Genomic DNA, 24,302 nt, shown 5'->3' with positions numbered 1-24,302 from the left:
GAATAGAGCCTTGTCGTCGGGCGAACAGAATGACCGGCAATAATGCCGAAAATAATGTTGTAGCACCATTGGATGGTGCTTTGATTCATCGGGGGAAAGGATGTTGTATCAAAAAAGCTGGGCGCGAGCCTGGTTGGGATTTGGTCTGCTCTGGTTCCTGGCTGCGATTGCCCTGGCACCGAGCAACAAGGTCTATCAGCAAGGGCTGGTGCTGTTCCTGTGGTTGCCGACCCTGGTAATGGCGTGGTCCGCAAGGCACGTAATAATGCAGGCCTGGCGGCGTCAGCCGGCCTTGTGGGGAAGTGTGTTGCTGTTGCTGGTATGGAGTGGGCTCAGCCTGGTCTGGTCGGCCGCAGAAAACCCGGGGCGCGAGGCCAAGCGCCTGCTCTACATCCTGGTATTCCTGCTGGCGTTCCCGCTGCTGGGCCAGCTTGGCCAAGCCCGCGTTCGTCAGCTGTTGCAGGCCGGCAGCGCCTTGCTGGCCGTTGCCGCGCTGATCTCGATAATCCATTTCTACGGCGTGCTGGGCATGCCATTGCTGGCCCGGCTGGAGGGCATCGGCGAGATATCGCACCCGATCCTGGGCGCCTATGTCATCGGTTCGGCCGTGCTCTTCCTGCTTTACGAGCCGCCGCGGCAACGTGGCCTGCAGTTGCTGTGGCTGGTAGCGCTGGTGTGCCTGGGGTTGTTTGTCATGCTCAGCCAGAGCCGTGGGGCAGTACTGGCCCTGGTGCTCACCGTGATCCTGGCCCCGTTGTGGTTCCGTGACCGCCACAGCCGGGTTTTTGCCGTGCTGGCGGCCATTGCCACCGGCCTGGCCTTCTATCTCGTTTACGACCTTATCGCCCAGCGCGGTTCGTCCTACCGGCCGGAAATCTTCCATGCCGTGGCCGACATGATTGCCGCACATCCCTGGACCGGCCTTGGCCTGGGCGCTGCCTACTACGTGAATGCAATGGGCATGCACTTCGACCATACCCACAACATGTTCACCCACGTCGCAGTGGAGATGGGCCTGCCCGGCATGCTGCTGTGGGTCATGGTGTGGCTGTACACCCTGGGCGAAATCGTCCGCGCACGTGGCACATTGTTCGGCAAGATCCTGCTCGGTTTCTGGGTGTACTCCACCCTGGCCATGCAGTTCGATGCCGCCAGCCTCACTGGTACACCACGTGCCGAATGGTTCATCAGCTGGCTGCCCGTGGGCCTGGCCATGTTGCTGCCATGGGGGAGTGCCGAAAATGATGCCTGTGGTAAAATTTCCGGTTCAACCTGAACAGCGAGCTTGATAATGGCCGAAACACCGCGACCGGCGGAACACACCTCCAGCCTGAAGATCTACTTCCGGCTGCTGAGCTATGTGAAACCCTATGTCGGCATTTTCCTGCTGAGCATCATCGGTTTCGTGATCTTTGCCTCGACCCAGCCGATGCTGGCCGGGATCCTGAAGTATTTCGTAGATGGGTTGAGCAACCCCGAAGCGGTGTTGTTCCCAAACGTTCCTTACCTGCGCGACCTGCAACTGCTGCAGGCGGTGCCGCTGCTGATTATCCTGATCGCCGCGTGGCAGGGCCTGGGCTCGTTCCTCGGCAACTACTTCCTGGCCAAGGTTTCCCTGTGCCTGGTGCACGACCTGCGTGTGGAACTGTTCAACAAGCTGCTGGTGCTGCCTAACCGCTACTTCGACAACCACAATTCCGGGCACCTGATCTCGCGCATCACCTTCAACGTGACCATGGTCACTGGTGCTGCGACCGATGCGATCAAGGTGGTGATCCGCGAAGGCCTGACCGTGGTGTTCCTGTTTGGTTACCTGCTGTGGATGAACTGGCACCTGACCCTCGTTATGGTCGCCATCCTGCCGGTAATCGCGGTGATGGTCAGCGTCGCCAGCAAGAAATTCCGCAAGCAGAGCAAAAAAATCCAGGTAGCCATGGGCGACGTCACCCATGTCGCCTCGGAAACCATCCAGGGCTACCGCGTGGTGCGCAGCTTCGGCGGCGAGGCCTACGAGGAGCAGCGTTTCGGCAAGGCCAGCCAGAGCAACACCGACAAGCAGTTGCACATGACCAAGACCGGCTCGCTGTACACGCCGATGCTGCAGCTGGTGATCTACACCGCCATGGCCGCGCTGATGTTCCTGGTGCTGTTCCTGCGCGGTGATTCCACTGCCGGTGATCTGGTGGCTTACATCACCGCCGCCGGCCTGTTGCCCAAGCCGATACGTCAGCTTTCGGAAGTCAGCTCGACCATCCAGAAGGGCCTGGCCGGCGCCGAAAGCATCTTCGAGCAACTGGACGAAGAGCCTGAAGTGGATACCGGTACCGTCGAGAAGGAGCGGGTGGAGGGGCGCCTGGAAGTGCGCAACCTCAGCTTCACCTACCCGGGTACCGAGCGTGAGGTGCTGAGCGATATCAGCTTCGTAGCCGAGCCAGGGCAGATGATTGCACTGGTCGGCCGCTCCGGCAGTGGCAAGTCTACGCTTGCCGCGCTGATACCACGCTTCTATCACCACGACCAGGGGCAGATCCTGCTCGATGGCGTGGAGATCGAGAACTATCGCCTGCGCAACCTGCGTCGCCACGTTTCGCAGGTGACCCAGCATGTCACCCTGTTCAACGATACCGTGGCCAACAACATCGCCTATGGCGACTTGGCCGGCGCCCCGCGCGCCGACATCGAAGCCGCTGCGGCCGATGCCTATGCCAAGGAGTTCGTCGACCGGCTGCCGAAAGGCTTCGATACCGAAGTGGGTGAGAACGGCGTACTGCTCTCCGGCGGTCAGCGCCAGCGCCTGGCGATTGCCCGGGCACTGCTGAAGAATGCGCCGCTGCTGATCCTCGACGAAGCCACTTCGGCGCTGGATACCGAGTCCGAGCGGCATATCCAGGCTGCCCTGGACCATGTGATGCAGGGCCGTACCACGCTGGTGATCGCCCACCGTCTGTCGACCATCGAGAAAGCTGACCAGATCCTGGTCATGGACCAGGGGCGCCTGGTCGAGCGCGGCACCCATGCCGAGCTGCTTGCGGCCAATGGCCATTATGCCCGCCTGCATGCCATGGGTCTGGATGAGCCGGCCAAGGCCGATATCACCTGAACCCTCGCTGATCGGGGCCATCGCGGCCCCGATTGTCACGGGAATTTTCCTGGGGTGATCTGGCCATAAAGCCGTCGTCTACCCTGTGCTAATATCCTGTCCCTGTTCATTATTTCCATATGGGTTGCCCATGAAGTTGTCCATGCCGCGTTTCGATCAAGCCCCGGTACTGGTGGTCGGCGATGTCATGCTCGACCGCTACTGGCATGGCGGTACTTCACGTATCTCGCCTGAAGCGCCAGTCCCGGTGGTCAAGGTCGATCAGATCGAGGATCGCCCCGGCGGCGCGGCCAACGTTGCCTTGAACATCGCCGCCCTGGGTGCACCGGCTTCGCTGATTGGCGTCACCGGCCAGGATGAGGCCGCCGACAGCCTGGCCAACAGCCTGCAAGCTGCAGGCGTGCGCTCGGTGTTCCAGCGCATCGCGCACCAGCCGACCATCGTCAAGCTGCGGGTAATGAGCCGTCACCAGCAGTTGCTGCGCATCGATTTCGAAGAGCCATTCGCTACCGACCCGCTGTCGCTGGGTGCGGAGGTCGACAGCCTGCTCGAGGGCGTCAAGGTGCTGGTCCTGTCCGACTACGGCAAGGGCGCACTGAAAAACCACCAGAGCCTGATCCAGGCCGCGCGGGCCAAGGGCATTCCGGTGCTGGCCGACCCCAAGGGCAAGGATTTTTCCATCTACCGTGGCGCCAGCCTGATCACTCCCAACCTCAGCGAGTTCGAGACCATCGTCGGCCGTTGCGCCGATGAGGCCGAGCTGGTAGCCAAGGGCTTGCAGCTGCTGCAGGACCTGGACCTGGGCGCCTTGCTGGTGACACGTGGCGAGCACGGCATGACCCTGCTGCGCAGCGGCCAGCCGGCCCTGCACCTACCGGCGCGGGCGCGTGAAGTGTTCGATGTGACCGGTGCCGGTGATACCGTCATCTCCACACTCGCCGCGGCCATCGCTGCCGGCGAGGACCTGCCCCACGCGGTGGCCCTGGCCAATTTGGCAGCGGGCATCGTGGTCGGCAAGCTGGGTACGGCTGCGATCAGCGCCCCCGAGCTGCGCCGGGCGATCCAGCGTGAGGAAGGCTCCGAGCGGGGCGTGCTGGGCCTGGAGCAACTGCTGCTGGCCATTGATGACGCGCGAGCGCACAAAGAGAAGATCGTCTTCACCAACGGCTGCTTCGACATCCTGCATGCCGGGCATGTCACCTACCTGGAGCAGGCGCGGGCCCAGGGCGATCGCCTGATCGTCGCGGTCAACGACGATGCCTCGGTCAGCCGCTTGAAAGGGCCGGGCCGGCCGATCAACAGCGTCGACCGGCGCATGGCCGTACTGGCCGGGCTGGGGGCGGTGGACTGGGTCATCAGCTTCCCCGAGGGTACGCCGGAGAACCTGCTGAGCCAGGTCAAGCCGGACGTGCTGGTCAAGGGTGGCGACTATGGCATCGACCAGGTGGTGGGTGCCGATATCGTCAAGGCCTATGGCGGTACCGTGAAGGTGCTGGGGCTGGTCGAGAACAGCTCGACCACGGCGATTGTCGAGAAGATTCGCAAGAACTGATGCTTTGGGGCTGCTGTGCAGCCCTTCGCGGGCGTGCCCGCTCCCACAAGTACGGCGCAGGCTTGAGGATTACACCGCTCCTGTGGGAGCGGGCATGCCCGCGAAGGGCCGCCTGGCGGCCCCAATCATCATTTATGCAGCGAAGTACGCGCCCGCTCCAGCAGCGCTAGCGCCTTGTCGCCAAACCGCTGCAGGTGCGATGCCCGCACCGGCTTGTTCTCCACCAACCCCTGCTGCTTCACCCAATCCTTCCAGCGCACCCGCTCGTCCGTGACCACCCAGCCTTCCTGCCGGGCAAAACTTTCGGCCAGGTACAGCCCGCGCGTGCTCGCCGGCACCAGTTCGTCCTTCTTCACGGTATACAGCTCAGCCAGTGGCTGGCCGTCCTTCAATGGCATCAGGTACAGGTCTGGTCGTTTGCGATTTAGCCGCGCCACCAGTTGGTCGCCCTCCAGCCGCTCATCAACGTGGAACAGGCTGAGCTTCTTGGCGTCCCGGGGTACCTGCAGGCGCATGTCGTAGATCAGTTGCAGCGAGGCGGTGGGCAAGTGCACATACGCCCGCGGCCGTTCCAGCAGCATCAGCTTGCCGCAGTGCACCGGGCGCGCGGCACCCGATTCCGGGGCCAGCACGAAGTGCGGCGTTTCGCGGTAGTGCAGGGCGGCAGCGTAGGGCACCGGCAACCAGGTGTCGTTGAAGCGCCCGCCCAGCCAGCCTTCCGGGGTTTCCAGCAAGCATTCCTCGGCCACTTCCTGCACGGCCGTGTGCAATGGCAGGTTCAGCTCCTGCGCCGGCACATAGCCGGAAATCAGTTTCAGCACCACATCGCCACGGTCTTGCCGGCGCTGACGTACCAGCACCCAGTAATCGCGGTTCTGCCAATGCAGGGTCAGCCGTACCGACACGCCAAGGTTGGCCAGTTCGATCACGAAGCGCTGCACGTCGGGTAGCTGGATAGCCTTGCGCCGTTGTTGGATCTGGGCAAAATTCAGCGGCATCCCGATGCTCTGGTAGATCAGACCTTCGGGCGTGGCCTCGACATGTAGCGGTAGTGTCTTGAAGTTGCTCGGGTTCTTGCGGATCAGCGTTCGCGCCACGAGGCTCCTCCTTGCGTCGGGTCAGTCCAGGCCCATGGGCCTGGGGCAACTCAATGCTGGCCCAGAATACGGGCGACGGTGGCCACGTTGTGGGCCAGGTGCAACGGATTGATGGTGCCGACGATAGCACTGCTCACGCCCGGGTGGGCGAACAGCAGCTCGAAACTGGCTTGTACCGGGTCAACGCCCGGGGCAAGGCAGATATGCCCACTGGCCAGTGCCTTCTTCACCAGGATGGCCTTGCCGTGTTCGGCAGCGTAGTCCAGCACCGGGCGTTCTGCCTGTTCGTTGAGGTTGTAGGTGACCATGGCGCAGTCGCCTTGCTCCAGTGCCTTCAGGCCGCCGGCGACGGTCTTGCCAGACAGGCCGAAGCCGAGGATCTTGCCCTCCTGCTTGAGCTCGGCAAGGGTCTGGTAGACCTCCTGCTGTTCCAGGATCGCCAGGTCGTTGCCGTCCGAATGCACCAGCACCAATTCGATGCGGTCGGTTTCCAGGCGCCGCAGGCTTCGCTCCACCGAGCGGCGGGTATGGGCGGCGCTGAAATCGAAGTGCGATTGGCCGTTGTCGAACTCTTCGCCAACCTTGCTGACGATCACCCATTCATCGCGCTGGCCGCGCAGTAGCGGGCCCAGGCGTTCTTCGCTGCGGCCGTAGGCTGGGGCGGTGTCGATCAGGTTGATACCCAGCTCGCGGGCCTGGGCCAGCAGCAGGCGGGCTTCGTCGTCGCCGGGGATGGTGAAACCGGTAGGGTACTTCACGCCCTGGTCGCGGCCCAGCTTGACCGTGCCCAGGCCGAGCGGCGAAACCTTGAAGCCGGTGCTGCCCAAGGGGCGATGGAAGTCGTGCAGGGTCGGCAGGCTCATGGCAGCAGTTGCTCCCAGGCCGGTACGCCCAGCGGTGGGCGTGGCAGGTCAGCCAGGTCGGCCTGCGCCTGTGGGCGGATACCGTCGCGCTCCAGGTGGCTGATGACCCGGTCGCTGAAGTCCGGTGCCAGGGCCAGCTTGGTTGGCCAGCCCACCAGCAGGCGTTGCTGGTCGGCGAGGAAGGCGTTGTCCGGGCGTACCAGGCCCGATTGCGCCGGTTCCGCTCGGTCGACCCGCAGGGTGGCCCAGCGCACTTGGCTCTGGTCGACCCATGGCAGCAGGCTGGCGATTTCTTTCTGTGCCGCGGCGATTTGCGCAGCCGGCTCGCGGGCAACGCCGTCGCCTTCGGCCAGGTCGCCACCCAGGTACCAGACCCACTGGCCATCGGCGGCCGGGTGGGTGGTCACCGTCACCCGTGGCTTCGGCCCGCCGCCCAGGCAATGGGCGTAAAGCGGTTTAAGGTTGGCACCCTTGGCCATCACCATATGCAGCGGGCGTGTCTGCATGGCTGGCTGGTTCAGGCCCAGGGCATGCAGCAGCTGCTCGGTGCCGGCGCCGGCGCTGAGCACGATACGCTGGGCGCGGATGTCGCGCTCGTCGACGCGCAGGCCAACCAGGTCTTCACCCTCGCGCAGCGGCTCGATGTGCTCACCGGCCAGCAGGCTGTCGCCTGCCAGCACGGCCAGGTTGGCCAGCAGGCTGGGCACGTCGATGACCAGCTCGGCCAGGCGATAGACCTTGCCCTTGAAGGCGCGGTCCTGCAGCGCGGGCGGAAGTTGCTCGCCCTTCACCTGGTCGACCCTGCCACGCACGGCCTTGCTGGCGAAGAAACTGGTGAGATTGCCGGCCAGGGTGCCAGGCGACCACAGGTAATGCGCGTCGGACAGCAGGCGAGTGCGGGTCAGGTCCAGCTCGCCGCTGCCGCTCAGCGCTTCGCGCCAGCGTCGCGGCATGTCGGCGATGGCTTCCGAAGCGCCGGTGAGGGCGCCATGCAGGGCGTACTTGGTGCCGCCATGGATGATGCCCTGAGACTTGATGGTCTGCTCGCCGCCAAGGCTGGCGCGTTCCACCAGTACTGTCGAGTAGCCCAGCCGGCGCAGGCGGGCATTGAGCCAGAGGCCTGCGACCCCGGCGCCGACGATCAGCACGTCAGTGGAAATGGCAGATGGCATGGCGGTACCTCGAAGACTGGGACAGCTGGCAAGTATACAGGGTATACCTGTGATGGCCCTATCGCCGGCAAGCCAGCTCCCACAGGGATGGCGTTGACCCTGCGGCTGCATCAACTCTGTGGGAGTTGGCTTGCCGGCGATGAGGCCCGTACAGGCGGCCTCAATGCCCAGCAGTCTTCGAAAACAGCTGAATCACCACCACCCCACCCACAATCATGGCCATCCCCAGCATCGCTGGCACATCCAGCTTCTGCCCATAGATCACCAGCGCTGCCACACTGATCAGCACAATCCCCAGCCCCGACCAGATGGCATAGGCGATCCCCACCGGAATGCTGCGCACCACCAGGGTCAGCATCCAGAAAGCAATGCCGTAACCAACCACCATCAGCAGCAACGGCACGGGCGTGTTCAAGCCTTTCACCGCTTTCATGGAAGCGGTGGCGATGACTTCGGCGCAGATGGCGATGGCGAGGTAGGTGTAGGCATTCATGGCGAGATCCTCCGTTAGCTGGCCGCAGATTCTAGTCCCACCCCGAATGGGGTAAAGTCATTACCTATCACTATGAGAGATAGGTCGATGGCCGAGCACTGGAACCTCGAACAGTTGCGTACTTTCCTGCGCGTTGCAGAACTGCGCTCGTTCTCTGCCGTGGCCCGCGAGCAGCGCAAGGCCCAGTCGGCAATCAGCAGCGCGATCGCCCTGCTCGAAACCGACCTGGGGGTAACCTTGTTCGAGCGCAGCAGTGGCCGGCAACCCAAGCTGACCGAGAACGGCAGCGCCCTGTTGGAAGATGCCCGCGAACTGTTGCGCCAATGCGAGCGCCTGGATGGCCGTGCGTTGGCGCTGATGCGCGGGCAGGAGGCGTTGTTGCGAGTCGCCCAGGACGAAGCCATGCCCTACCAGCCGGTCATCGACAGCCTCGACGAACTGGCCAGCCGCTACCCGTTCCTGGAGGTGCAGCTGGCCAGCGGTGCCCAGGGCGATGTGGCGCGCAAGCTGGTGGAGCGGCGCGCCGATCTTGGACTGTTCTTCCACCACGAGAGCATCCCGGCCTCGCTGGAGCGGCGCGCCTTGGGTAGCGTCGAAATGGTCACGGTATGCGCGGTCGGTCACCCGCTCGCCGGCGAAGGCCGGGTTACCCGGCAGCAACTGGCGCGCCACCGACAATTGCTGATTGCCCCGCAGCAAAGCGGCTACCCCGGCGGCGAAGCGATCAGCCCGCAGGTGTGGCGCGCCGACAGCTTCTACGCCATGGCCGAACTGCTGATGCGTGGCCTGGGATGGGCCTGGCTGCCGCGGCACGTGGTGCAGTACCCGACCTATCAGGCACACATGGTCGAACTGGACAGCGAGTGGCGGCCACCGGCCTTGGTGGTGGAGCTGGCCTGGCGCCGCGACGAGCCACTGGGGCCTGCCGCGCAGTGGCTGGCCGAGCGCTTTGCGGTGCACCTGCGCGCGATCGGGTAAACTCCGCAGCCATGAACAGAACTCTCTATACCTTGTTGTTTCACCTGGGCCTGCCGCTGGTTGCGCTGCGCCTGTACCTGCGCGCGCGCAAGGCGCCGGCCTATGGTCAACGCATTGGCGAGCGCTTTGCTTTCAGGCTGCCGGCCATGCGCAGGGGCGGCATCTGGGTGCACGCGGTATCGGTGGGCGAGAGCATTGCGGCGGCACCGATGGTGCGCGCCTTGCTCAAGGCCTACCCGGAAATGCCAATCACGCTTACCTGCATGACCCCGACCGGTTCCGAGCGCATTCGCGCCATGTTCGCCGACGAACCTCGCGTGCAGCATTGCTACCTGCCCTACGACCTGCCTTGGGCGGCAGGGCGCTTTCTCGATCATGTACAGCCGAAGTTGGGCATCATCATGGAAACCGAGCTGTGGCCCAACCACATCCACCAGTGTGCGAAGCGCGGCATTCCGGTAGCGCTGGCAAACGCACGCTTGTCTGAGCGCTCGGCCCGTGGCTATGGGCGCTTTGCCAGGCTGACCCGGCCGATGCTGGCCGAGATGAGCCTGATTGCCGTGCAGACCGAAACCGAGGCCCAGCGTTTTCGTGACCTGGGCGCGCGTCCGGAGTGCGTGCAGGTCACCGGTTCGATCAAGTTCGACCTGAAGATCGATGAGCAACTGTTGCCGCGTGCCAAGGCATTGCGTGAACAGTGGGGGGCTGCACAGCGCCCGGTGTGGATCGCGGCCAGCACCCACGAAGGTGAAGATGCGTTGATCCTGCAGGCACATCGGCAATTGTTGCAGGTGCATGGTGATGCCCTGCTGATCCTGGTGCCGCGCCACCCCGAGCGATTCGCTGCGGTGCATGCGCTGTGCAGCGAACAGTTCACCACCGTGCGGCGCTCTGCCGGCACGCCGGTTGATGCGCAGACTCGCGTATTGCTCGGCGATACCATGGGCGAACTGCTGTTCCTCTATGCCCTGGCCGACATTGCCTTTGTCGGTGGCAGCCTGGTGGCGACCGGCGGGCACAACCCGCTGGAGCCCGCGGCGCTGGCCTTGCCGGTGCTGATGGGGCCGCATGTGTTCAACTTCCTCGAAATCAGCGCGATGCTACGCGAGGCAGGGGCGTTGCAGCAGGTGGACGATGCCGACGGGCTGGCCGAAGCGGTGCGGCGGCTGGTCGAGTTGCCGCAGGATGCACAGCGCATGGGCGAGGCGGGCAGGGCGGTAATGCGGGCCAATCAAGGGGCATTGCAGCGCTTGCTCGATGGCCTGGGTGCACTTATCCGCTGAGTCTGGTGTTGGATTTTCAGGCCTCATCGCCGGCAAGCCAGCTTGTGTCTTCAAGGTCTCTTAAACTCGAAAGGGTGAGAGCAGTGGATGGCAGACTGAAAGCCAGGTGTGCTCTAAAGCACGAGTGGGAGCCTAGTCGCCACCCACCTCTCACTCTGACCTAAGCCCGAACAGTTGAATGAGTGGTGAACTCGCAGTCACAAGCTAGGGCTAAGTCAGAGTGCTCTCACTTCTTGAGTGTAAGAGGGCTTGGCGATGATTTCCTACTTCGTTGGTCTCGACGTTTCGAAAGCGACTCTGGATGTGGGCTTTCTTCCTGAAAGTATTCCCCAGTTCCAGGTCAGGAATGACTCTGAGGGCTTTGCGCAACTGATCGCATGCCTGAACGAGCTTGAGGTCGAACGGGTCTTGCTGGAAGCCACTGGTGGCTATGAACAAGCCGTATTCAAAGCCTTGCGACTGGAGGGTTTGAACGTCGTCAGGGTCAACCCCAGGCGCTGTCGGGACTATGCGAGTGCCATGGGCAAAATTGCCAAGACTGACAAGATCGACGCCCAGATGCTGGCGCGGTTTGCCAGGGATTTCGAGGACTTGCCGCAGATAGAGCCTAATCAAGATCGGGATGAACTGGGAGAGCTCATCAAACTCCGTGGCAATCTTGTCCAGCATCGGGATGATGACAAGCGTCGGATGAAACAAACCACTTCAGCTACGGCCATTACCGTTTATACCGAGCATGTCGCTTACCTGAATGATCAGATTAAGGCCTTGGACAAGGCGATTGAGCGTGCCTCGAACGTGCTGGATCGCACGACAGCCATGCGGCTAAGGTCTGTGAAAGGGATTGGCGTCATCAGTTGTGGCACCTTCATGGCCTACCTACCTGAGCTGGGAAGCGTGACGGGGCGCGAAATTGCAGCCTTGGCTGGGTTAGCGCCGTACAACAAAGACAGCGGCAAGAAGAGTGGCCCGAGGAAGATCGAAGGCGGGCGTTACAGAGTCCGCAAGGCGGCCTACATGTCGATCTGGTCAATGATCCAGCATGTCCCAGAAGTTAGAACCCGCTATGAAGCCCTGATAGCCCGAGGCAAGCGCGCAAAAGTTGCCGCAGTGGCGTGCATGCGCGTGTTGCTGGTGCGCCTGAACGCAATGCTGCGTGACGGAACGGAGTGGAAAGAGCTCAAGCCTCAGGTACCCGCACCCTGATCACGAACGAGGATCGATTTTCTACAAATGCGGGCTTCGCCAGCGACACCGCTACGCGGTATCGAGCGAAGCCCTGCCCGAATGGCACGCTTGAAAATAAATTTCTAAAGACAGTTGCTCCCACAGGTACTGCACGAGGCTTAAGGCCATTGGAGAACCTGTGGAAGCTGGCTTGCCGGCGATGAGGCCATCAAAAGCAACCCACCCTGCGGAAAATACATCCCTATCTCAGGGGCGACGCTCGAAGTTCTTCGCCGCTGCAGCCGCCAGGTCCGGCGGCAGGAAGTCCTTGTCCGGGTTGTAGTCCGGTTTGAGGTACCGCTTGAGGTCCTGCAGGTCCTGCGGGCTCAAAGTGCCGGCTGCCTGTTTCAGGCTCAGGTTGTCGAGGATGTAGTCATAGCGGCTGTTGTTGTAGTCGCGCACCGAGGTGTACAGCTGACGCTGGGCGTCAAGCACGTCGACGATGTTGCGGGTACCCACCTGGTAGCCGATCTCGGTGGCTTCCAGCGCGCTCTGGTTGGAGATGATCGACTGCTTGCGCGCCTGCACCTGTTCCACGTCGGTATTCACTGCGCGGTGCAGGTTGCGGGTGTTTTCCACCACCTGGCGGCGCAGGCTTTCACGCTGCTGCTCGGTCTGGCTCAGGCGCTGGTAGGCCTCGCGCACCTGCGAACTGGTCAGGCCGCCGCTGTAGATCGGGATGTTCAACTGCAGGCCGATGCTGGTCTGCTCGACGTCGCCGCTATAGCGCGTAACGGGGGCCGGTGCGGGGTTGGTGAAACCGAAGTTGTCGTTGTCACCCTTCTGATACTTGGCAACTGCGTCCAGGGTCGGCGCGTGGCCGGCCTTGCGCTGGCGCAGGGTTTCCTCGGCAGCGACGACCGCGTGGTTGGTGGCCAGCAGGTTGAGGTTCTGGCGCCCGGCGGTTTCGACCCAGGCCTTGGCGTCGTTGGGCGTAGGCACCTGCACTGGCAAGGTATGGACCACGCCTTGAATCGACGTGTATTCCCGGTTGGTCAGGGTCACCAGGGCCTCGAAGGCATCCTGTACCTGGCGCTCGGCAATGATTCGGTTGGCCCGCGCCGTGTCGTAGCTGGCCTGGGATTGCAGCACGTCGGTCTTGTCGGAGAGGCCGACGTCGAATCGTTCGTTGGACTGGTCCAGCTGGCGCTTGAAGGCCGCTTCCTCGGCCTTGGTCGCGGCCAGGTTATCCTGGGCACGGAGCACGGCGAAGTAATTCTGCGCGGTTTGCAGGATCAGGTTCTGCTCGGTCGCCGACAGCTCCAGCGCCGCCTGTTCGTTGACCGCTTCGGCTGCCTGCAACTGGAACCAGCGATCAGCGCGGAATATAGGTTGCGCCAGGGTTGCGCTCCAGGTGTTGCCGCTGCGGTTGCTGGTGGCCGATGGTTCGTCCAGCTTGGTGCGGGTGTTCAGCATTTCGGCACCGGCCGACAGGTTAGGCAGCAACCCGGCGCGAGCCTGCGGTACCACTTCGCGGCGGGCGCCGTAATCGGCGCGGGCCGCAGCCAGGTCAGCGTTGTTGTCGACCGCCTCCTGATAGACGCTGACCAGGTCGGTTTTCACTGTAGTGGGCACGTCCGCTGCCCAGACCACTCCGTTGGACGCACAAGACACGGCTATTGCCAGTGAGAGTTTGCGCAGCATAGAGGCAATCCTTGTACGAAATTTAATTACTGAACTGTTGAGTATCGAGCGACGGGCCAGTGTAGTGCCATGCGCACCCGGCAACAATCGCTCGGGGTGCCTTTCATCATCCGCGCATTTACCTGCTTGGCTTTGCCGACCACTCCAGTCTAGACTGCGCATGTTCTTGTCGGGGTGCCTTGAAGCAAAGGCTGAGATCGCAAAGTTGCGGATCCCGTTGAACCTGATCAGGTTAGCGCCTGCGTAGGGAACAAGATTGCTCGCCTTCCCGGGGAGCCTCTTGTGCCAGGTCCGGGAATGTCGCAGCTGCATGCAGCTTCAGGCACCCCAAATCCGGCACTGCACCCATCAAGGGTGCGTCCGCGCCTTTCAGGTTCACCCCGACATTCCACTGCTAGGAAGCCGTCTGGAGAGCCTGTGATGACCAAACAAGAAAAAGCGATCAACCTCAGCGAATCGGCACAAGTCGATCAGCAGTCCGTGCAACCGTTTCCGCGTTCGCGCAAGGTGTATGTCGAAGGCTCGCGCCCGGACATCCGCGTGCCCATGCGTGAAATCAGCCTGGACGACACCCCGACCGATTTCGGTGGCGAGTCCAATGCCCCGGTGCTGGTCTACGATACTTCCGGCCCGTACACCGACCCTAACGTTGTCATCGACGTGCGCAAGGGCTTGGCCGACGTGCGTTCGGCGTGGATCGAGGCACGCGGTGACACCGAGCGCCTGGCCGGCCTGAGCTCCGACTTCGGCCAGCAGCGCCTGAACGATGCCGAACTGGCCAAGCTGCGTTTCGCCCACGTGCGCAACCCGCGTCGGGCCAAGGCTGGTGCCAACGTCTCGCAGATGCACTATGCCCGCCAAGGCATCATCACTGCCGAGATGGAGTACGTGGCCATCCGCGAAAACATGAAGCTGCAAGAGGCACGTGCCGCTGGTCTGCTTGACGAGCAGCACGCCGGCCACAGCTTCGGGGCCAACATCCCGAAAGAAATCACTCCTGAGTTCGTCCGCCAGGAAATCGCCCGTGGCCGCGCGATCATCCCAGCCAACATCAACCACCCGGAAGTGGAACCGATGATCATCGGCCGCAACTTCCTGGTGAAGATCAACGGCAACATCGGCAATAGCGCCCTGGGTTCCTCGATCGAGGAAGAAGTGGCCAAGCTGACCTGGGGCATCCGCTGGGGTTCGGACACGGTCATGGACCTGTCCACCGGCAAGCACATTCACGAAACCCGTGAGTGGATCATCCGCAACTCGCCGGTGCCGATTGGTACCGTGCCGATCTACCAGGCCCTGGAAAAAGTCAACGGCGTGGCCGAGGACCTGACCTGGGAGCTGTTCCGTGACACCCTGATCGAGCAGGCCGAGCAGGGCGTGGACTACTTCACCATCCATGCCGGCGTACTGCTGCGTTATGTGCCGCTGACTGCCAAGCGTGTCACCGGTATCGTCAGCCGTGGTGGCTCGATCATGGCCAAGTGGTGCCTGGCACACCACAAGGAAAACTTCCTGTACACCCACTTCGAAGAAATCTGCGAAATCATGAAGGCCTACGACGTCAGCTTCTCGCTGGGCGACGGCCTGCGCCCCGGCTCGATTGCCGACGCCAACGATGCCGCGCAGTTCGGTGAACTGGAGACCCTTGGCGAGCTGACCAAGATCGCCTGGAAGCACGACGTGCAGTGCATGATCGAAGGCCCCGGCCACGTGCCGATGCAACTGATCAAGGAGAACATGGACAAGCAGCTGGAATGCTGCGACGAGGCGCCGTTCTACACCCTCGGCCCGCTGACCACCGATATCGCTCCTGGCTACGATCACATCACCTCGGGCATTGGTGCGGCTATGATCGGCTGGTTCGGTTGCGCAATGCTCTGCTACGTCACGCCCAAGGAACACCTGGGCCTACCAAACAAGGATGACGTGAAGACCGGCATCATCACCTACAAGATCGCCGCTCATGCCGCCGACCTTGCCAAGGGCCACCCGGGTGCGCAGATTCGTGACAACGCCTTGTCCAAGGCACGCTTCGAGTTCCGTTGGGAAGACCAGTTCAACCTCGGCCTGGACCCAGACACTGCCCGTGCCTACCACGACGAGACCCTGCCTAAGGAATCCGCCAAGGTCGCGCACTTCTGCTCGATGTGCGGGCCGAAGTTCTGCTCGATGAAGATCACCCAGGAAGTGCGTGAATACGCCGCCAAGATCGAAACCGTGGATGTGACGGTCGAGCAAGGCATGCGTGAGCAGGCCGAGCGGTTCCGCCAGGAAGGCAGCCAGCTGTATCACAAAGTCTAAGACCGCTGGGGCCGCTTCGCGGCCCTTTCGCGACGCAAGGCCGCTCCCACAGGGACCGCGCAAGGCTTGAGGCCAGCGCGGTTTTTGTGGGAGCGGCCTTGTGTCGCGATACGAGGACGCAGTCCTCGCCAGGAACACCAACAACATTGCCGGCGAGCGCCAACCATGACATCACCCAGCCAATTTTCCCCCGACCACCCGGTCCCCACCGCCCAGCGCATCTTCGGCGCCCGCGACCTGTTCTCGCTATGGTTCTCCCTCGGCATCGGCCTGATGGTGCTGCAGGTCGGCGCCATGCTGGCCCCTGGCCTGGGCCTTGCCGGCGCGGTGCTGGCTATCGCCCTGGGCACCGGTGTGGGTGTGCTGCTGCTGGGGGCTGCCGGTGTCATCGGCAGCGATACCGGCCTGTCGGCCATGGGCACGCTGAAACTGAGCCTGGGTGGCCATGGCGCTCGCTTGCCGGCGCTGCTCAACCTGTTGCAACTGGTGGGCTGGGGCGCGTTCGAGATCATCGTGATGCGCGATGCCGCCAGCCTGCTGGGTGCGCGGGCGTTCGGCGAAGCCAGCGCCTGGAACAGCCCTGTGCTCTGGACCCTATGCTTCGGCGCCCTGGCCACCTTGCTCGCAGTCGGTGGGCCGCTGGCGTTCGTGCGCAAGGTGCTACGCACTTGGGGTATCTGGCTGCTGCTGGGCGCTTGCCTTTGGCTGACCTGGAACCTGTTCGCCAAGGCCGACCTTGCGGCACTGTGGAACCGGGCCGGCGACGGATCGATGTCGCTGGCTGTGGGTTTCGACATCGCCATCGCCATGCCGCTGTCCTGGTTGCCGCTGATCGCGGATTACTCGCGCTTTGCCCGTAACGGCAAACATGTATTCGGCGGTACGGTGGTGGGCTACTTCATCGGCAACACCTGGCTGATGAGCCTGGGCGTGGGCTACACCTTGGCCTTCGCCGGCAGTGGCGAAGCCAACGCCCTGCTGCTGGCCCTCGCGGGCGCCGGCATGGGCATTCCACTGCTGCTGATTCTGCTGGACGAGTCGGAAAAGGCTTTTGCCGACATTCACTCGGCAGCCGTTTCCACCGGCGTGCTGGTGCGCCTGAAGGTCGAGCACCTGGCGCTGGCCATTGGCGTGCTGTGCACACTGATCGCCTTGCTGGCGCCACTGGCACAGTACGAGAACTTCCTGCTGCTGATCGGCTCGGTGTTTGCACCGCTGTTCGGTGTGGTATTGATGGACCATTACGTGATCCGTCGCCGCCGCTTGCCAGCACAGGTGCATGGCTTGCACTGGCAGGCACTGCTGGCCTGGGCGGTGGGCGTTGCCACGTACCATCTGATCGCCGCGCAAGCGCCGAACCTGGGCGCGACCCTGCCGGCATTGCTGCTGGCAGGGCTACTGCACGGGCTGCTGAGCTTCAGCCGCGGCCGGGAAACAGCTCGGGCTTGAGCACGCCATTCAGGCGTGGGTACGGGATCTTCAACTCCACGTGGCCCATGGAGTAGGGCGCGATGGAATAGACCTCGTACTTGACCACCACCGCGCCGTACGTCAGGGCGACGTGCGGCGACTGCTTGAACGGCCAGGTCTTGATGAACTCGGCATCCTTGTCCATGCCTACGCTGATCAGCCAGGCGTGGTGCGATTCCTCGACGGTTTTCCAGAAGGTGTCTTCCTGGCCGGGCACCAGCATGTCCTGCAGGGTCAGCACCTTGTCCAGCTTGCGCGAATAGTTGATGAAACCACGCCCGGGCATGCCATGAGCGCCGCCGCTGTCCAGGTAGCTGGACAATTCGATGATCACCAGTCCGTCATGCTGCTCGCGTACCTTGGCCTGCAGGTAGCTGCTGTTGCGCTTGTCGGCACTGGCCAGGTACTGCTGCTCGTAGGCTTGCAGGGTGGTCGGTGCGTTGCCGCGCTGGTTGTCTTCGGTCAGTTGCAGCAGGCGTTTCTCGACGATGCCATCGAGCTTGGGCAAGGCCGGGAAGTGGATCATGTCGATGTTCACCAGCGGGCAGTCGCTTTCGCTGCAGCCGGGTTTGACATGCTCCCAGGCATCACGCTTGACCTCGAGCGGCGCCCGGTAGTTAGGCGTGAACAGGCTTTGGCAGGCACCCAGGGCCAGGGCCAGCACAGCCACGGAAGTCAGTTTGACAAGTGTCATGAGGATCCTTGCAGAACAGGGAAAAGTCGGCCTTTGACCGTCTGCGCGGCCTTCAGTTCGCCACTAAGCTAACAGAGAGAAGGCGCGCTGTCCCGAGTGCGCGAACGGTTGCCGGAAAGGGGTGAAACCGGCAGGCGTGCAGAGTAGGATGGCGCGATGCGGTATTCGAGGTAATGAGGATTTCCATGTCAGACGCGTTGAACTCAGTGCCCAAGGGCTTCGAAATCATTGAGCGGGCCAACTGCTTCCAGGGCTTTTACAAGCTCGACAAGCTACGCCTGCGCCACGAGTTGTTTGCCGGGGGCATGGGCCGCGAGATCAGCCGTGAACTGTTCGTGCGCCATGATGCGGTGTGCGTGCTGCCGTACGACCCGTTGCGCGATGAAGTGGTGCTGATCGAGCAGTTCCGCGTTGGTGCACTGGGCAAGGTCGACAACCCCTGGCTGATCGAGATGGTGGCCGGGCTGATCGACAAGGACGAGCAACCCGAGGAAGTCGCCCACCGCGAAGCCGAAGAAGAAGCCGGCCTGGCCTTTAGCGCCCTGTGGCCGATGACCCGTTACTTCCCGTCGCCCGGTGGCAGTGACGAGTACGTTCACCTGTTCCTCGGCCGTTGCAGCAGTGAAGGGGCGGGCGGCCTGCATGGCCTGGAAGAAGAGGGCGAGGACATTCGCGTGCGCGTGTGGTCGTTCGAGGATGCCATGCAGGCGGTGCGCGACGGGCGCATCTGCAACGCGGCGACCATCATCGGCCTGCAATGGCTGGCGCTGAACCGTGATGAAGTACGAGGTATGTGGAAGTGAACCTGCTGCGCGAGCGTTATCGGGTCGACCTGGTCGGGCTGCAGGCAGCCTGCGAGGCCAACTACGCCCGGCTGATGCGCCTGTTGCCCGACATGCGCACCACCCAGAGCTCGCGCCGCATCGGCATGACCCAGGGCGACCAGATGCTCGGCGTGCTGGTGCTCGACGTGGTGCTGGCCTGCCCGTACACCACCACCCTGCACGTGCGCCAGGAGCACAGCCTGCCGTGGTTGCCGGTACCGCACCTGGAAGTGCAGGTGTACCACGATGCGCGCATGGCCGAAGTGGTCAGTGCCGAACACACCCGGCGCCTGCGCAGCATCTACCCGTATCCGAACGAGGCCATGCACCAGCCGGACGAAAAGGCCCAGCTCAACCTGTTTCTCGGTGAATGGCTGAGCCATTGCCTGGCCTGTGGCCACGAGCTGGCAAGCGTTCGCTGAATTGTGACGTGGTTTGGGTACGGGTGTTTGCTCGCACCCGTTGTACAGCCATAATTCGCGCTGAATCCGTTCGAGGAGACGGCCGTTGCCGCAGCCAGACCAATCGCGCCCCGTGCATGTGGTGCAACTGACCGATGCCCACCTGTTCGCCGACCCGGCCGGCAGCATGCTGGGCCTCAAGACCCGTGACAGCCTGCGCCATGTAGTGGCCCAGATGCGGCGGGAGCAACCGCTTGTCGACCTGCTGCTGTGCACTGGCGACCTGTCCCAGGACGCCAGCGTGGCGTCCTATGAAGCGTTCCGTGAGCTGACCGCACCGTTTGCCGCGCCCACCCGCTGGTTGCCTGGCAACCATGACGAGGCCCGAGTCATGGCGCAAGTGGCACCGGAGTTGGTACAGGCGGTGACCGATATCGGTGCGTGGCGCATCGTCATGCTCAACACGGCCGTACCCGGGGCGACGCATGGGCTGCTGGAGGATGACCAGCTGGCAGTGCTGGAAACGGCCTTGCGAGAGGCGGGTGAACGGCATTGCCTGGTGTGCTTCCACCATCAGCCGGTGGATATCGGCTGTGCCTGGATTGCGCCGATCGGCTTGCGCAATGCCCAGGCGCTGTTCGATATCGTCGAGGGGTACCCACAGGTACGGGCGCTGCTGTGGGGGCATGTGCACCAGGAATGGGATGAAGTGCGCGACGGTCGTCGCCTGCTGGCCACTCCGTCGACCTGCATCCAGTTCGCGGCGCGCAGCGAGGATTTCAAGGTGAGCGAGGAGCAGCCTGGATACCGCTGGCTGCTCCTCCACGCCGACGGGCGGTTGGAGACCGGGGTGGAGCGGGCGCTGGACTTCGAAGTGAAGCTCGACTTCGATAGCCCTGGTTATTGAGGGTTTTGGGGCCGCTGCGCAGCCCTATCGCGACACAAGGCCGCTCCCACAGGGGTACGCGATCTCCTGTGGGAGCGGCCTTGTGTCGCGATAGGGGCGCAAAGCGCCCCCGGCACTCTCAAAGCTGTTGAAGAATTTGTTGCTAAAACCCCTGTGCGGCGCCAAAACCCGGCGAACGCGCTACACTGCGCGTCCCTGCGCCCATATCACCGGGCGCGAAGCCACAGATTCCGGGGGCAGCATGTCGGGTTCCATCCTCTATATCCATGGCTTCAACAGCTCGCCACTTTCGACCAAGGCGCGCCAACTCGAGGCCGTGATGCAGCAACTGGGCCTGTCGGCCCAACTGCGGGTGCCCGCCTTGCACCACCACCCACGGCAGGCCATCGCCCAGCTCGAAGCGGCCATCGCCGAACTGGGCGCACCATTGTTGGTAGGTAGTTCGCTCGGCGGCTACTATGCCACCTATCTGGCCGAGCGCCACGGCCTCAAGGCCTTGCTGGTGAACCCGGCGGTAACACCGCACAAGCATTTCGACGGCTACCTGGGCACCCAGCACAATCACTACACCGGTGAAGCGTGGGAGCTGACCCACGATCATGTGCAGGCCCTGGCCGAGCTTGAGGTACCAGCCCCGGTGGATGCCAGCCGCTATCAAGTGTGGCTGCAGACCGCCGATGAAACCCTGGACTATCGCCATGCCGAGCGCTATTACCGTGCTTGTGCCCTGCGCATCCAGGCCGGTGGCGACCACAGCTTCCAGGGCTTCGCCGAGCGCCTGCCGGCACTGCTGGCCTTCGCCGGCATTGCCCGTGGGCAGTACGCAGCGCTCGATTTTTCTGTATTTTGACTTTTTTGCATTCACCAGACTGACGACGAGACCCTATGGCCACTCCCAGCGCTAGCGCCTATAACGCAGACGCCATCGAAGTCCTCTCGGGCCTTGACCCGGTCCGCAAGCGGCCGGGCATGTACACCGATACCAGCCGCCCCAACCACCTGGCCCAGGAAGTCATCGACAACAGTGTCGACGAAGCCCTGGCCGGTCATGCCCGTTCGGTACAGGTCATACTCCATGCCGACCACTCGCTGGAAGTCAGCGACGATGGCCGCGGCATGCCGGTGGACATCCACCCGGAAGAGGGCGTGTCCGGGGTCGAGCTGATCCTCACCAAGCTGCACGCCGGCGGCAAGTTCTCCAACAAGAACTATCAGTTCTCCGGTGGCCTTCACGGCGTGGGCATCTCTGTGGTCAACGCCCTGTCGACCCAGGTGCGCGTGCGCGTAAAACGTGACGGCAACGAATACCAGATGACTTTCGCCGATGGCTTCAAGGCCAGCGAGCTGGAAGTGGTCGGCTCGGTCGGCAAGCGTAACACCGGTACCAGCGTGTACTTCAGCCCCGACCCCAAGTACTTCGATTCGCCGAAATTCTCCATCAGCCGCCTCAAGCATGTGCTCAAGGCCAAGGCCGTGCTGTGCCCGGGCCTGCTGGTCAGCTTCGAGGACAAGGCCAGCGGCGAGAAAGTCGAATGGCACTATGAGGATGGCCTGCGTTCCTACCTGGTCGATTCCGTCAATGAGTTCCAGCGCCTGCCCGACGAGCCGTTCTGCGGCAGCCTGGCCGGTAACAAGGAAGCGGTGGACTGGGCCTTGCTGTGGCTGCCAGAAGGCGGCGACAGCATCCAGGAAAGCTACGTCAACCTGATCCCTACCGCCCAGGGCGGTACCCATGTCAACGGCCTGCGCCAGGGCCTGCTGGATGCCATGCGTGAATTCTGCGAGTTCCGCAACCTGCTGCCGCGCGGTGTGAAGCTGGCGCCGGAAGACGTCTGGGAGCGCATCACCTTCGTGCTGTCGATGAAGATGCAGGACCCGCAGTTCTCCGGGCAGACCAAAGAGCGCCTGTCGTCGCGCGAGGCGGCTGCCTTCGTTTCCGGCGTGGTCAAGGACGCGTTCAGCCTGTGGCTCAACGCCCACCCCGAGCTGGGCATGCAACTGGCGGAGCTGGCCATCAGCAACGCCGGGCGCCGCCTGAAGGCCAGCAAGAAGGTCGAGCGCAAACGCATAACCCAGGGCCCGGCACTTCCCGGCAAACTGGCCGATTGCGCCGGCCAGGACCCGATGCGCGCCGAACTGTTCCTGGTCGAGGGTGACTCGGCCGGTGGCTCGGCCAAGCAGGCTCGCGACAAGGAATTCCAGGCGATCCTGCCGCTGCGTGGCAAGATCCTCAACACTTGGGAAGTGGACGGTGGCGAAGTCCTGGCCAGCCAGGAAGTGCACAACATCGCCGTGGCCATTGGCGTCGACCCGGGGGCCACCGACCTTGCGCAGCTGCGCTACGGCAAGATCTGCATCCTCGCCGACGCCGACTCCGACGGCCTGCACATCGCCACGTTGCTGTGCGCACTGTTTGTCCAGCACTTCCGCGCCCTGGTCGAGGCCGGGCATGTGTACGTGGCCATGCCGCCGCTGTACCGCATCGACCTGGGCAAGGAAATCTACTACGCACTCGACGAGGCCGAGCGTGACGGTATCCTCGATCGCCTGGTGGCCGAGAAGAAGCGCGGCAAGCCACAGGTCACCCGCTTCAAGGGCTTGGGCGAGATGAACCCGCCACAGCTGCGCGAGACCACCATGGACCCGAATACCCGGCGCCTGGTGCAACTGACCCTGGACGACGTGCAGGCCACCTGCGAGCTGATGGACAAGCTGCTGGCCAAGAAGCGCGCGGGCGACCGCAAGAGCTGGCTGGAAACCAAGGGCAACCTGGCCGAGGTCATGGTTTGATTCGGCGGCTTCTGGCTGCCTGCCTGGCGCTGGTTGCCCTGCCGAGCCTGGCGGGCAACTGGCCAGAGTTGAAGCTGAGCGCCGAGCACCCGATCGAAGGCATGCGCGGTGGCAACCTGTCTGGCCTGGTGGAATGCCGGGGCGGGCTGTGGGGCGTATCCGACCGCGACGACGACCGCATCTACCGCTTCGACCAGCAAAACCCGACCTGGCGCGCGCAGCCGCTCACTTTCACCCCGCCAGCGGTGCCGGAAAGTGGCCTGCCGTGGGGCCTTAAGTCGCGCAACTGGGCGGCGTCGTATATTCGTGGTGGCGAGCTGGATTTCGAAGGTATCAGCTGTGACCAGGCGGGCAACCTGTACCTGGTCAGCGAAGCTCATGCCGCTGTGCTGCAACTGCCGCTGGAAGGCGAGGCGGACTGGTTGAAGATCGACCCGGCCATGGTTCGTCAGGCCCGGGCCAGCGGCATGCTGCTGAACTTCAACGCCTTGTTCGAAGGTCTGGCGATCAACCCGGCAGGTGACCGCCTGTGGCTGGCCGCCGAGCGCGAGCGCCGTGGCCTGGTGGCTATCGAGCGCCAGCAGTCGGTGTGGACCTGCGGCCGCAGCTGCGTGTTGCTGAGCGAGGCCGGGGTCGAAATGCAACCGGCACAGATGCCCAATGCCCAGGCACTGTCGCGCGACTTCGCCGACCTGGCCTGGTTCGAAGGCAAGCTGTTCACTCTCGAACGCAATGCCTACCGCGTCTGTCGTCGGGATACCGACAGCGGCATGGTCGAGCGCTGCTGGTCGTTCGCTGCCGATGCCCTGGTCGAGTCGCGTCGCTACCAGCAGCCGTTCGGTCTGGCCGAGGCCCTGGTGATCGATGCCAAGGGCGCCTGGATAGGCGTGGACAACAACAACGGCGCCCGCGCCGATGGCGAAGCACGCCCGATCGTCTGGCGCTTCGATGCGCCGGAAGGCGGATGGAGCGCCAAGCCATGAGCCAGGCACCGGGCAAGCGGGCTGGCAAGGTATTGATGATCGTCGCCTGGGCGGCGGCGCTGTTCCTTGCCACGCGTTTTTTCGGCCAATGGGAAGACAGCCAGCGCAACCCCAATGCCCAGGTGCAGTCGGCGCATGGCGAAGGCTTTATCGAGGTGCGCCTGCTGGGCAACGGCCAGGGCCACTTCGTGATGGATGGCGCAATCAACGGCCAGGTGGTGCATTTCATGCTCGACACAGGTGCTACCGACGTGGCCATCCCCGAGGCGCTGGGCCGCGAGCTGGGCCTGGAGCGTGGCAGCCCGGTGCAGCTCAGTACCGCCAACGGCCGTACCGAAGGCTACCGCACGCGCCTGACCAGCCTGCAGCTGGGGGATATCCGCCTGCAGGACGTGCGCGCCATCGTGGTGCCGGGCCTGGACGGGCAGACCGTATTGCTGGGCATGAGTGCCCTGAAACAACTTGAATTTACCCAGCGCGGCGGCACCATGCTGCTGCGCCAGAACCTGAAATGACGAGGCCC

The 24,302-nt window shown here is 63.4% G+C and carries 21 protein-coding genes and 1 riboswitch; of the genes, 15 read left to right on the top strand and 6 right to left on the bottom strand.

Translation table 11 applies throughout. From position 1 onward, the window contains the following. Positions 1 to 100: 100 nt before the first annotated feature. The 3 genes from KDB76_RS26100 to hldE all read left to right on the top strand — a co-directional run bounded on the left by KDB76_RS26100 (position 101) and on the right by hldE (position 4,652). Positions 101 to 1,276 (top strand): O-antigen ligase family protein, encoded by a 1,176-nt coding sequence (locus KDB76_RS26100; RefSeq protein WP_024087822.1) that lies wholly within the window; start codon positions 101 to 103, stop codon positions 1,274 to 1,276. A 15-nt stretch (positions 1,277 to 1,291) separates the two neighbouring features. After that, positions 1,292 to 3,100 (top strand): lipid A export permease/ATP-binding protein MsbA, encoded by a 1,809-nt coding sequence (gene msbA / locus KDB76_RS26095; protein WP_013974473.1) that lies wholly within the window; start codon positions 1,292 to 1,294, stop codon positions 3,098 to 3,100. Between the two features lie 130 nt (positions 3,101 to 3,230). Further along, positions 3,231 to 4,652: a bifunctional D-glycero-beta-D-manno-heptose-7-phosphate kinase/D-glycero-beta-D-manno-heptose 1-phosphate adenylyltransferase HldE gene (gene hldE, locus KDB76_RS26090; protein ID WP_013974472.1), complete on the top strand. Its 1,422-nt coding sequence runs from the start codon at positions 3,231 to 3,233 to the stop codon at positions 4,650 to 4,652. Positions 4,653 to 4,780: 128 nt separating this feature from the next. On the opposite strand, the gene KDB76_RS26085 is transcribed toward hldE, so the two are convergent. The 4 genes from KDB76_RS26085 to KDB76_RS26070 form a co-directional block, all read right to left on the bottom strand. Further along, on the bottom strand, positions 4,781 to 5,749 hold the full coding sequence (locus KDB76_RS26085; protein ID WP_013974471.1) for a hypothetical protein: 969 nt from the start codon (positions 5,747 to 5,749) through the stop codon (positions 4,781 to 4,783). A gap of 50 nt (positions 5,750 to 5,799) precedes the next feature. Continuing rightward, the gene (locus KDB76_RS26080; RefSeq protein WP_013974470.1) at positions 5,800 to 6,612 is read right to left on the bottom strand and encodes an aldo/keto reductase; all 813 of its coding nucleotides are present in this window, start codon (positions 6,610 to 6,612) and stop codon (positions 5,800 to 5,802) included. Further along, positions 6,609 to 7,784, bottom strand: coding sequence for an FAD-dependent oxidoreductase (locus tag KDB76_RS26075; protein WP_013974469.1), 1,176 nt, complete (start codon positions 7,782 to 7,784; stop codon positions 6,609 to 6,611). Before KDB76_RS26075 ends, KDB76_RS26080 begins: the two co-directional genes overlap by 4 nt. Before the next feature lie 160 nt (positions 7,785 to 7,944). Next, entirely contained in the window at positions 7,945 to 8,277 is a 333-nt protein-coding gene (locus KDB76_RS26070) for a multidrug efflux SMR transporter (protein WP_013974468.1), read from the bottom strand. An 87-nt stretch (positions 8,278 to 8,364) separates the two neighbouring features. Between KDB76_RS26070 and KDB76_RS26065 the strand changes: the two genes are divergently transcribed. The 3 genes from KDB76_RS26065 to KDB76_RS26055 all read left to right on the top strand — a co-directional run bounded on the left by KDB76_RS26065 (position 8,365) and on the right by KDB76_RS26055 (position 11,744). Next, positions 8,365 to 9,255, top strand: coding sequence for a LysR family transcriptional regulator (locus KDB76_RS26065; RefSeq protein ID WP_013974467.1), 891 nt, complete (start codon positions 8,365 to 8,367; stop codon positions 9,253 to 9,255). 11 nt (positions 9,256 to 9,266) lie between these two features. Continuing rightward, entirely contained in the window at positions 9,267 to 10,538 is a 1,272-nt protein-coding gene (gene waaA, locus KDB76_RS26060; protein ID WP_024087819.1) for a lipid IV(A) 3-deoxy-D-manno-octulosonic acid transferase, read from the top strand. A gap of 255 nt (positions 10,539 to 10,793) precedes the next feature. Further along, the gene (locus KDB76_RS26055) at positions 10,794 to 11,744 is read left to right on the top strand and encodes an IS110 family transposase (RefSeq protein ID WP_038410176.1); all 951 of its coding nucleotides are present in this window, start codon (positions 10,794 to 10,796) and stop codon (positions 11,742 to 11,744) included. 228 nt (positions 11,745 to 11,972) lie between these two features. Here the strand turns inward: KDB76_RS26055 and KDB76_RS26050 are convergent, their stop codons facing one another. Further along, positions 11,973 to 13,409, bottom strand: a complete 1,437-nt coding sequence (locus KDB76_RS26050) for a TolC family outer membrane protein (RefSeq protein ID WP_003258125.1) — start codon at positions 13,407 to 13,409, stop codon at positions 11,973 to 11,975. A 160-nt stretch (positions 13,410 to 13,569) separates the two neighbouring features. Then, a riboswitch (TPP riboswitch) is annotated at positions 13,570 to 13,676 on the top strand. Positions 13,677 to 13,829: 153 nt separating this feature from the next. Between KDB76_RS26050 and thiC the strand changes: the two genes are divergently transcribed. Both thiC and cytX read left to right on the top strand, forming a co-directional pair. Then, on the top strand, positions 13,830 to 15,710 hold the full coding sequence (gene thiC, locus KDB76_RS26045) for a phosphomethylpyrimidine synthase ThiC (RefSeq protein ID WP_015272025.1): 1,881 nt from the start codon (positions 13,830 to 13,832) through the stop codon (positions 15,708 to 15,710). Between the two features lie 165 nt (positions 15,711 to 15,875). Continuing rightward, entirely contained in the window at positions 15,876 to 17,159 is a 1,284-nt protein-coding gene (cytX, locus tag KDB76_RS26040) for a putative hydroxymethylpyrimidine transporter CytX (protein ID WP_038410175.1), read from the top strand. Here cytX and KDB76_RS26035 read toward each other — a convergent pair. Further along, positions 17,128 to 17,874 carry an RsiV family protein gene (locus KDB76_RS26035; protein WP_023660486.1) on the bottom strand — a complete coding sequence of 249 codons (747 nt, stop codon included), beginning with the start codon at positions 17,872 to 17,874 and terminating at the stop codon, positions 17,128 to 17,130. The genes cytX and KDB76_RS26035 overlap by 32 nt on opposite strands. Positions 17,875 to 18,059: 185 nt before the next feature. On the opposite strand from KDB76_RS26035, the gene KDB76_RS26030 reads away from it, so the two are divergent. From KDB76_RS26030 to KDB76_RS26000, 7 genes are all read left to right on the top strand, one after another. Then, positions 18,060 to 18,677 (top strand): NUDIX domain-containing protein, encoded by a 618-nt coding sequence (locus KDB76_RS26030; protein ID WP_024087817.1) that lies wholly within the window; start codon positions 18,060 to 18,062, stop codon positions 18,675 to 18,677. After that, the gene (locus KDB76_RS26025) at positions 18,668 to 19,120 is read left to right on the top strand and encodes a DUF1249 domain-containing protein (RefSeq protein ID WP_016501905.1); all 453 of its coding nucleotides are present in this window, start codon (positions 18,668 to 18,670) and stop codon (positions 19,118 to 19,120) included. Before KDB76_RS26030 ends, KDB76_RS26025 begins: the two co-directional genes overlap by 10 nt. Positions 19,121 to 19,205: 85 nt before the next feature. After that, positions 19,206 to 20,006 (top strand): 3',5'-cyclic-AMP phosphodiesterase, encoded by an 801-nt coding sequence (gene cpdA, locus KDB76_RS26020; RefSeq protein WP_023660488.1) that lies wholly within the window; start codon positions 19,206 to 19,208, stop codon positions 20,004 to 20,006. Positions 20,007 to 20,247: 241 nt separating this feature from the next. Then, complete coding sequence (locus KDB76_RS26015; RefSeq protein ID WP_003258136.1) at positions 20,248 to 20,856, top strand: YqiA/YcfP family alpha/beta fold hydrolase; 609 nt, start codon at positions 20,248 to 20,250, stop codon at positions 20,854 to 20,856. A 35-nt stretch (positions 20,857 to 20,891) separates the two neighbouring features. Continuing rightward, positions 20,892 to 22,796 (top strand): DNA topoisomerase IV subunit B, encoded by a 1,905-nt coding sequence (gene parE / locus KDB76_RS26010; protein ID WP_015272020.1) that lies wholly within the window; start codon positions 20,892 to 20,894, stop codon positions 22,794 to 22,796. After that, positions 22,793 to 23,779, top strand: a complete 987-nt coding sequence (locus tag KDB76_RS26005) for an esterase-like activity of phytase family protein (protein WP_013974455.1) — start codon at positions 22,793 to 22,795, stop codon at positions 23,777 to 23,779. The genes parE and KDB76_RS26005 overlap by 4 nt, the downstream gene beginning before the upstream one ends. Further along, positions 23,776 to 24,294 carry a TIGR02281 family clan AA aspartic protease gene (locus KDB76_RS26000; RefSeq protein ID WP_024087816.1) on the top strand — a complete coding sequence of 173 codons (519 nt, stop codon included), beginning with the start codon at positions 23,776 to 23,778 and terminating at the stop codon, positions 24,292 to 24,294. The genes KDB76_RS26005 and KDB76_RS26000 overlap by 4 nt, the downstream gene beginning before the upstream one ends. The last annotated feature ends 8 nt before the right edge of the window (positions 24,295 to 24,302 follow it).

This window comes from Pseudomonas sp. JS425, from assembly GCF_018223845.1.
In the GTDB taxonomy this organism is placed as follows: Bacteria; Pseudomonadota; Gammaproteobacteria; order Pseudomonadales; family Pseudomonadaceae; genus Aquipseudomonas; species Aquipseudomonas asiatica.
Note: the sequence above shows the minus strand (reverse complement) of the source record. Positions and strands in the feature narration are given on the sequence as shown.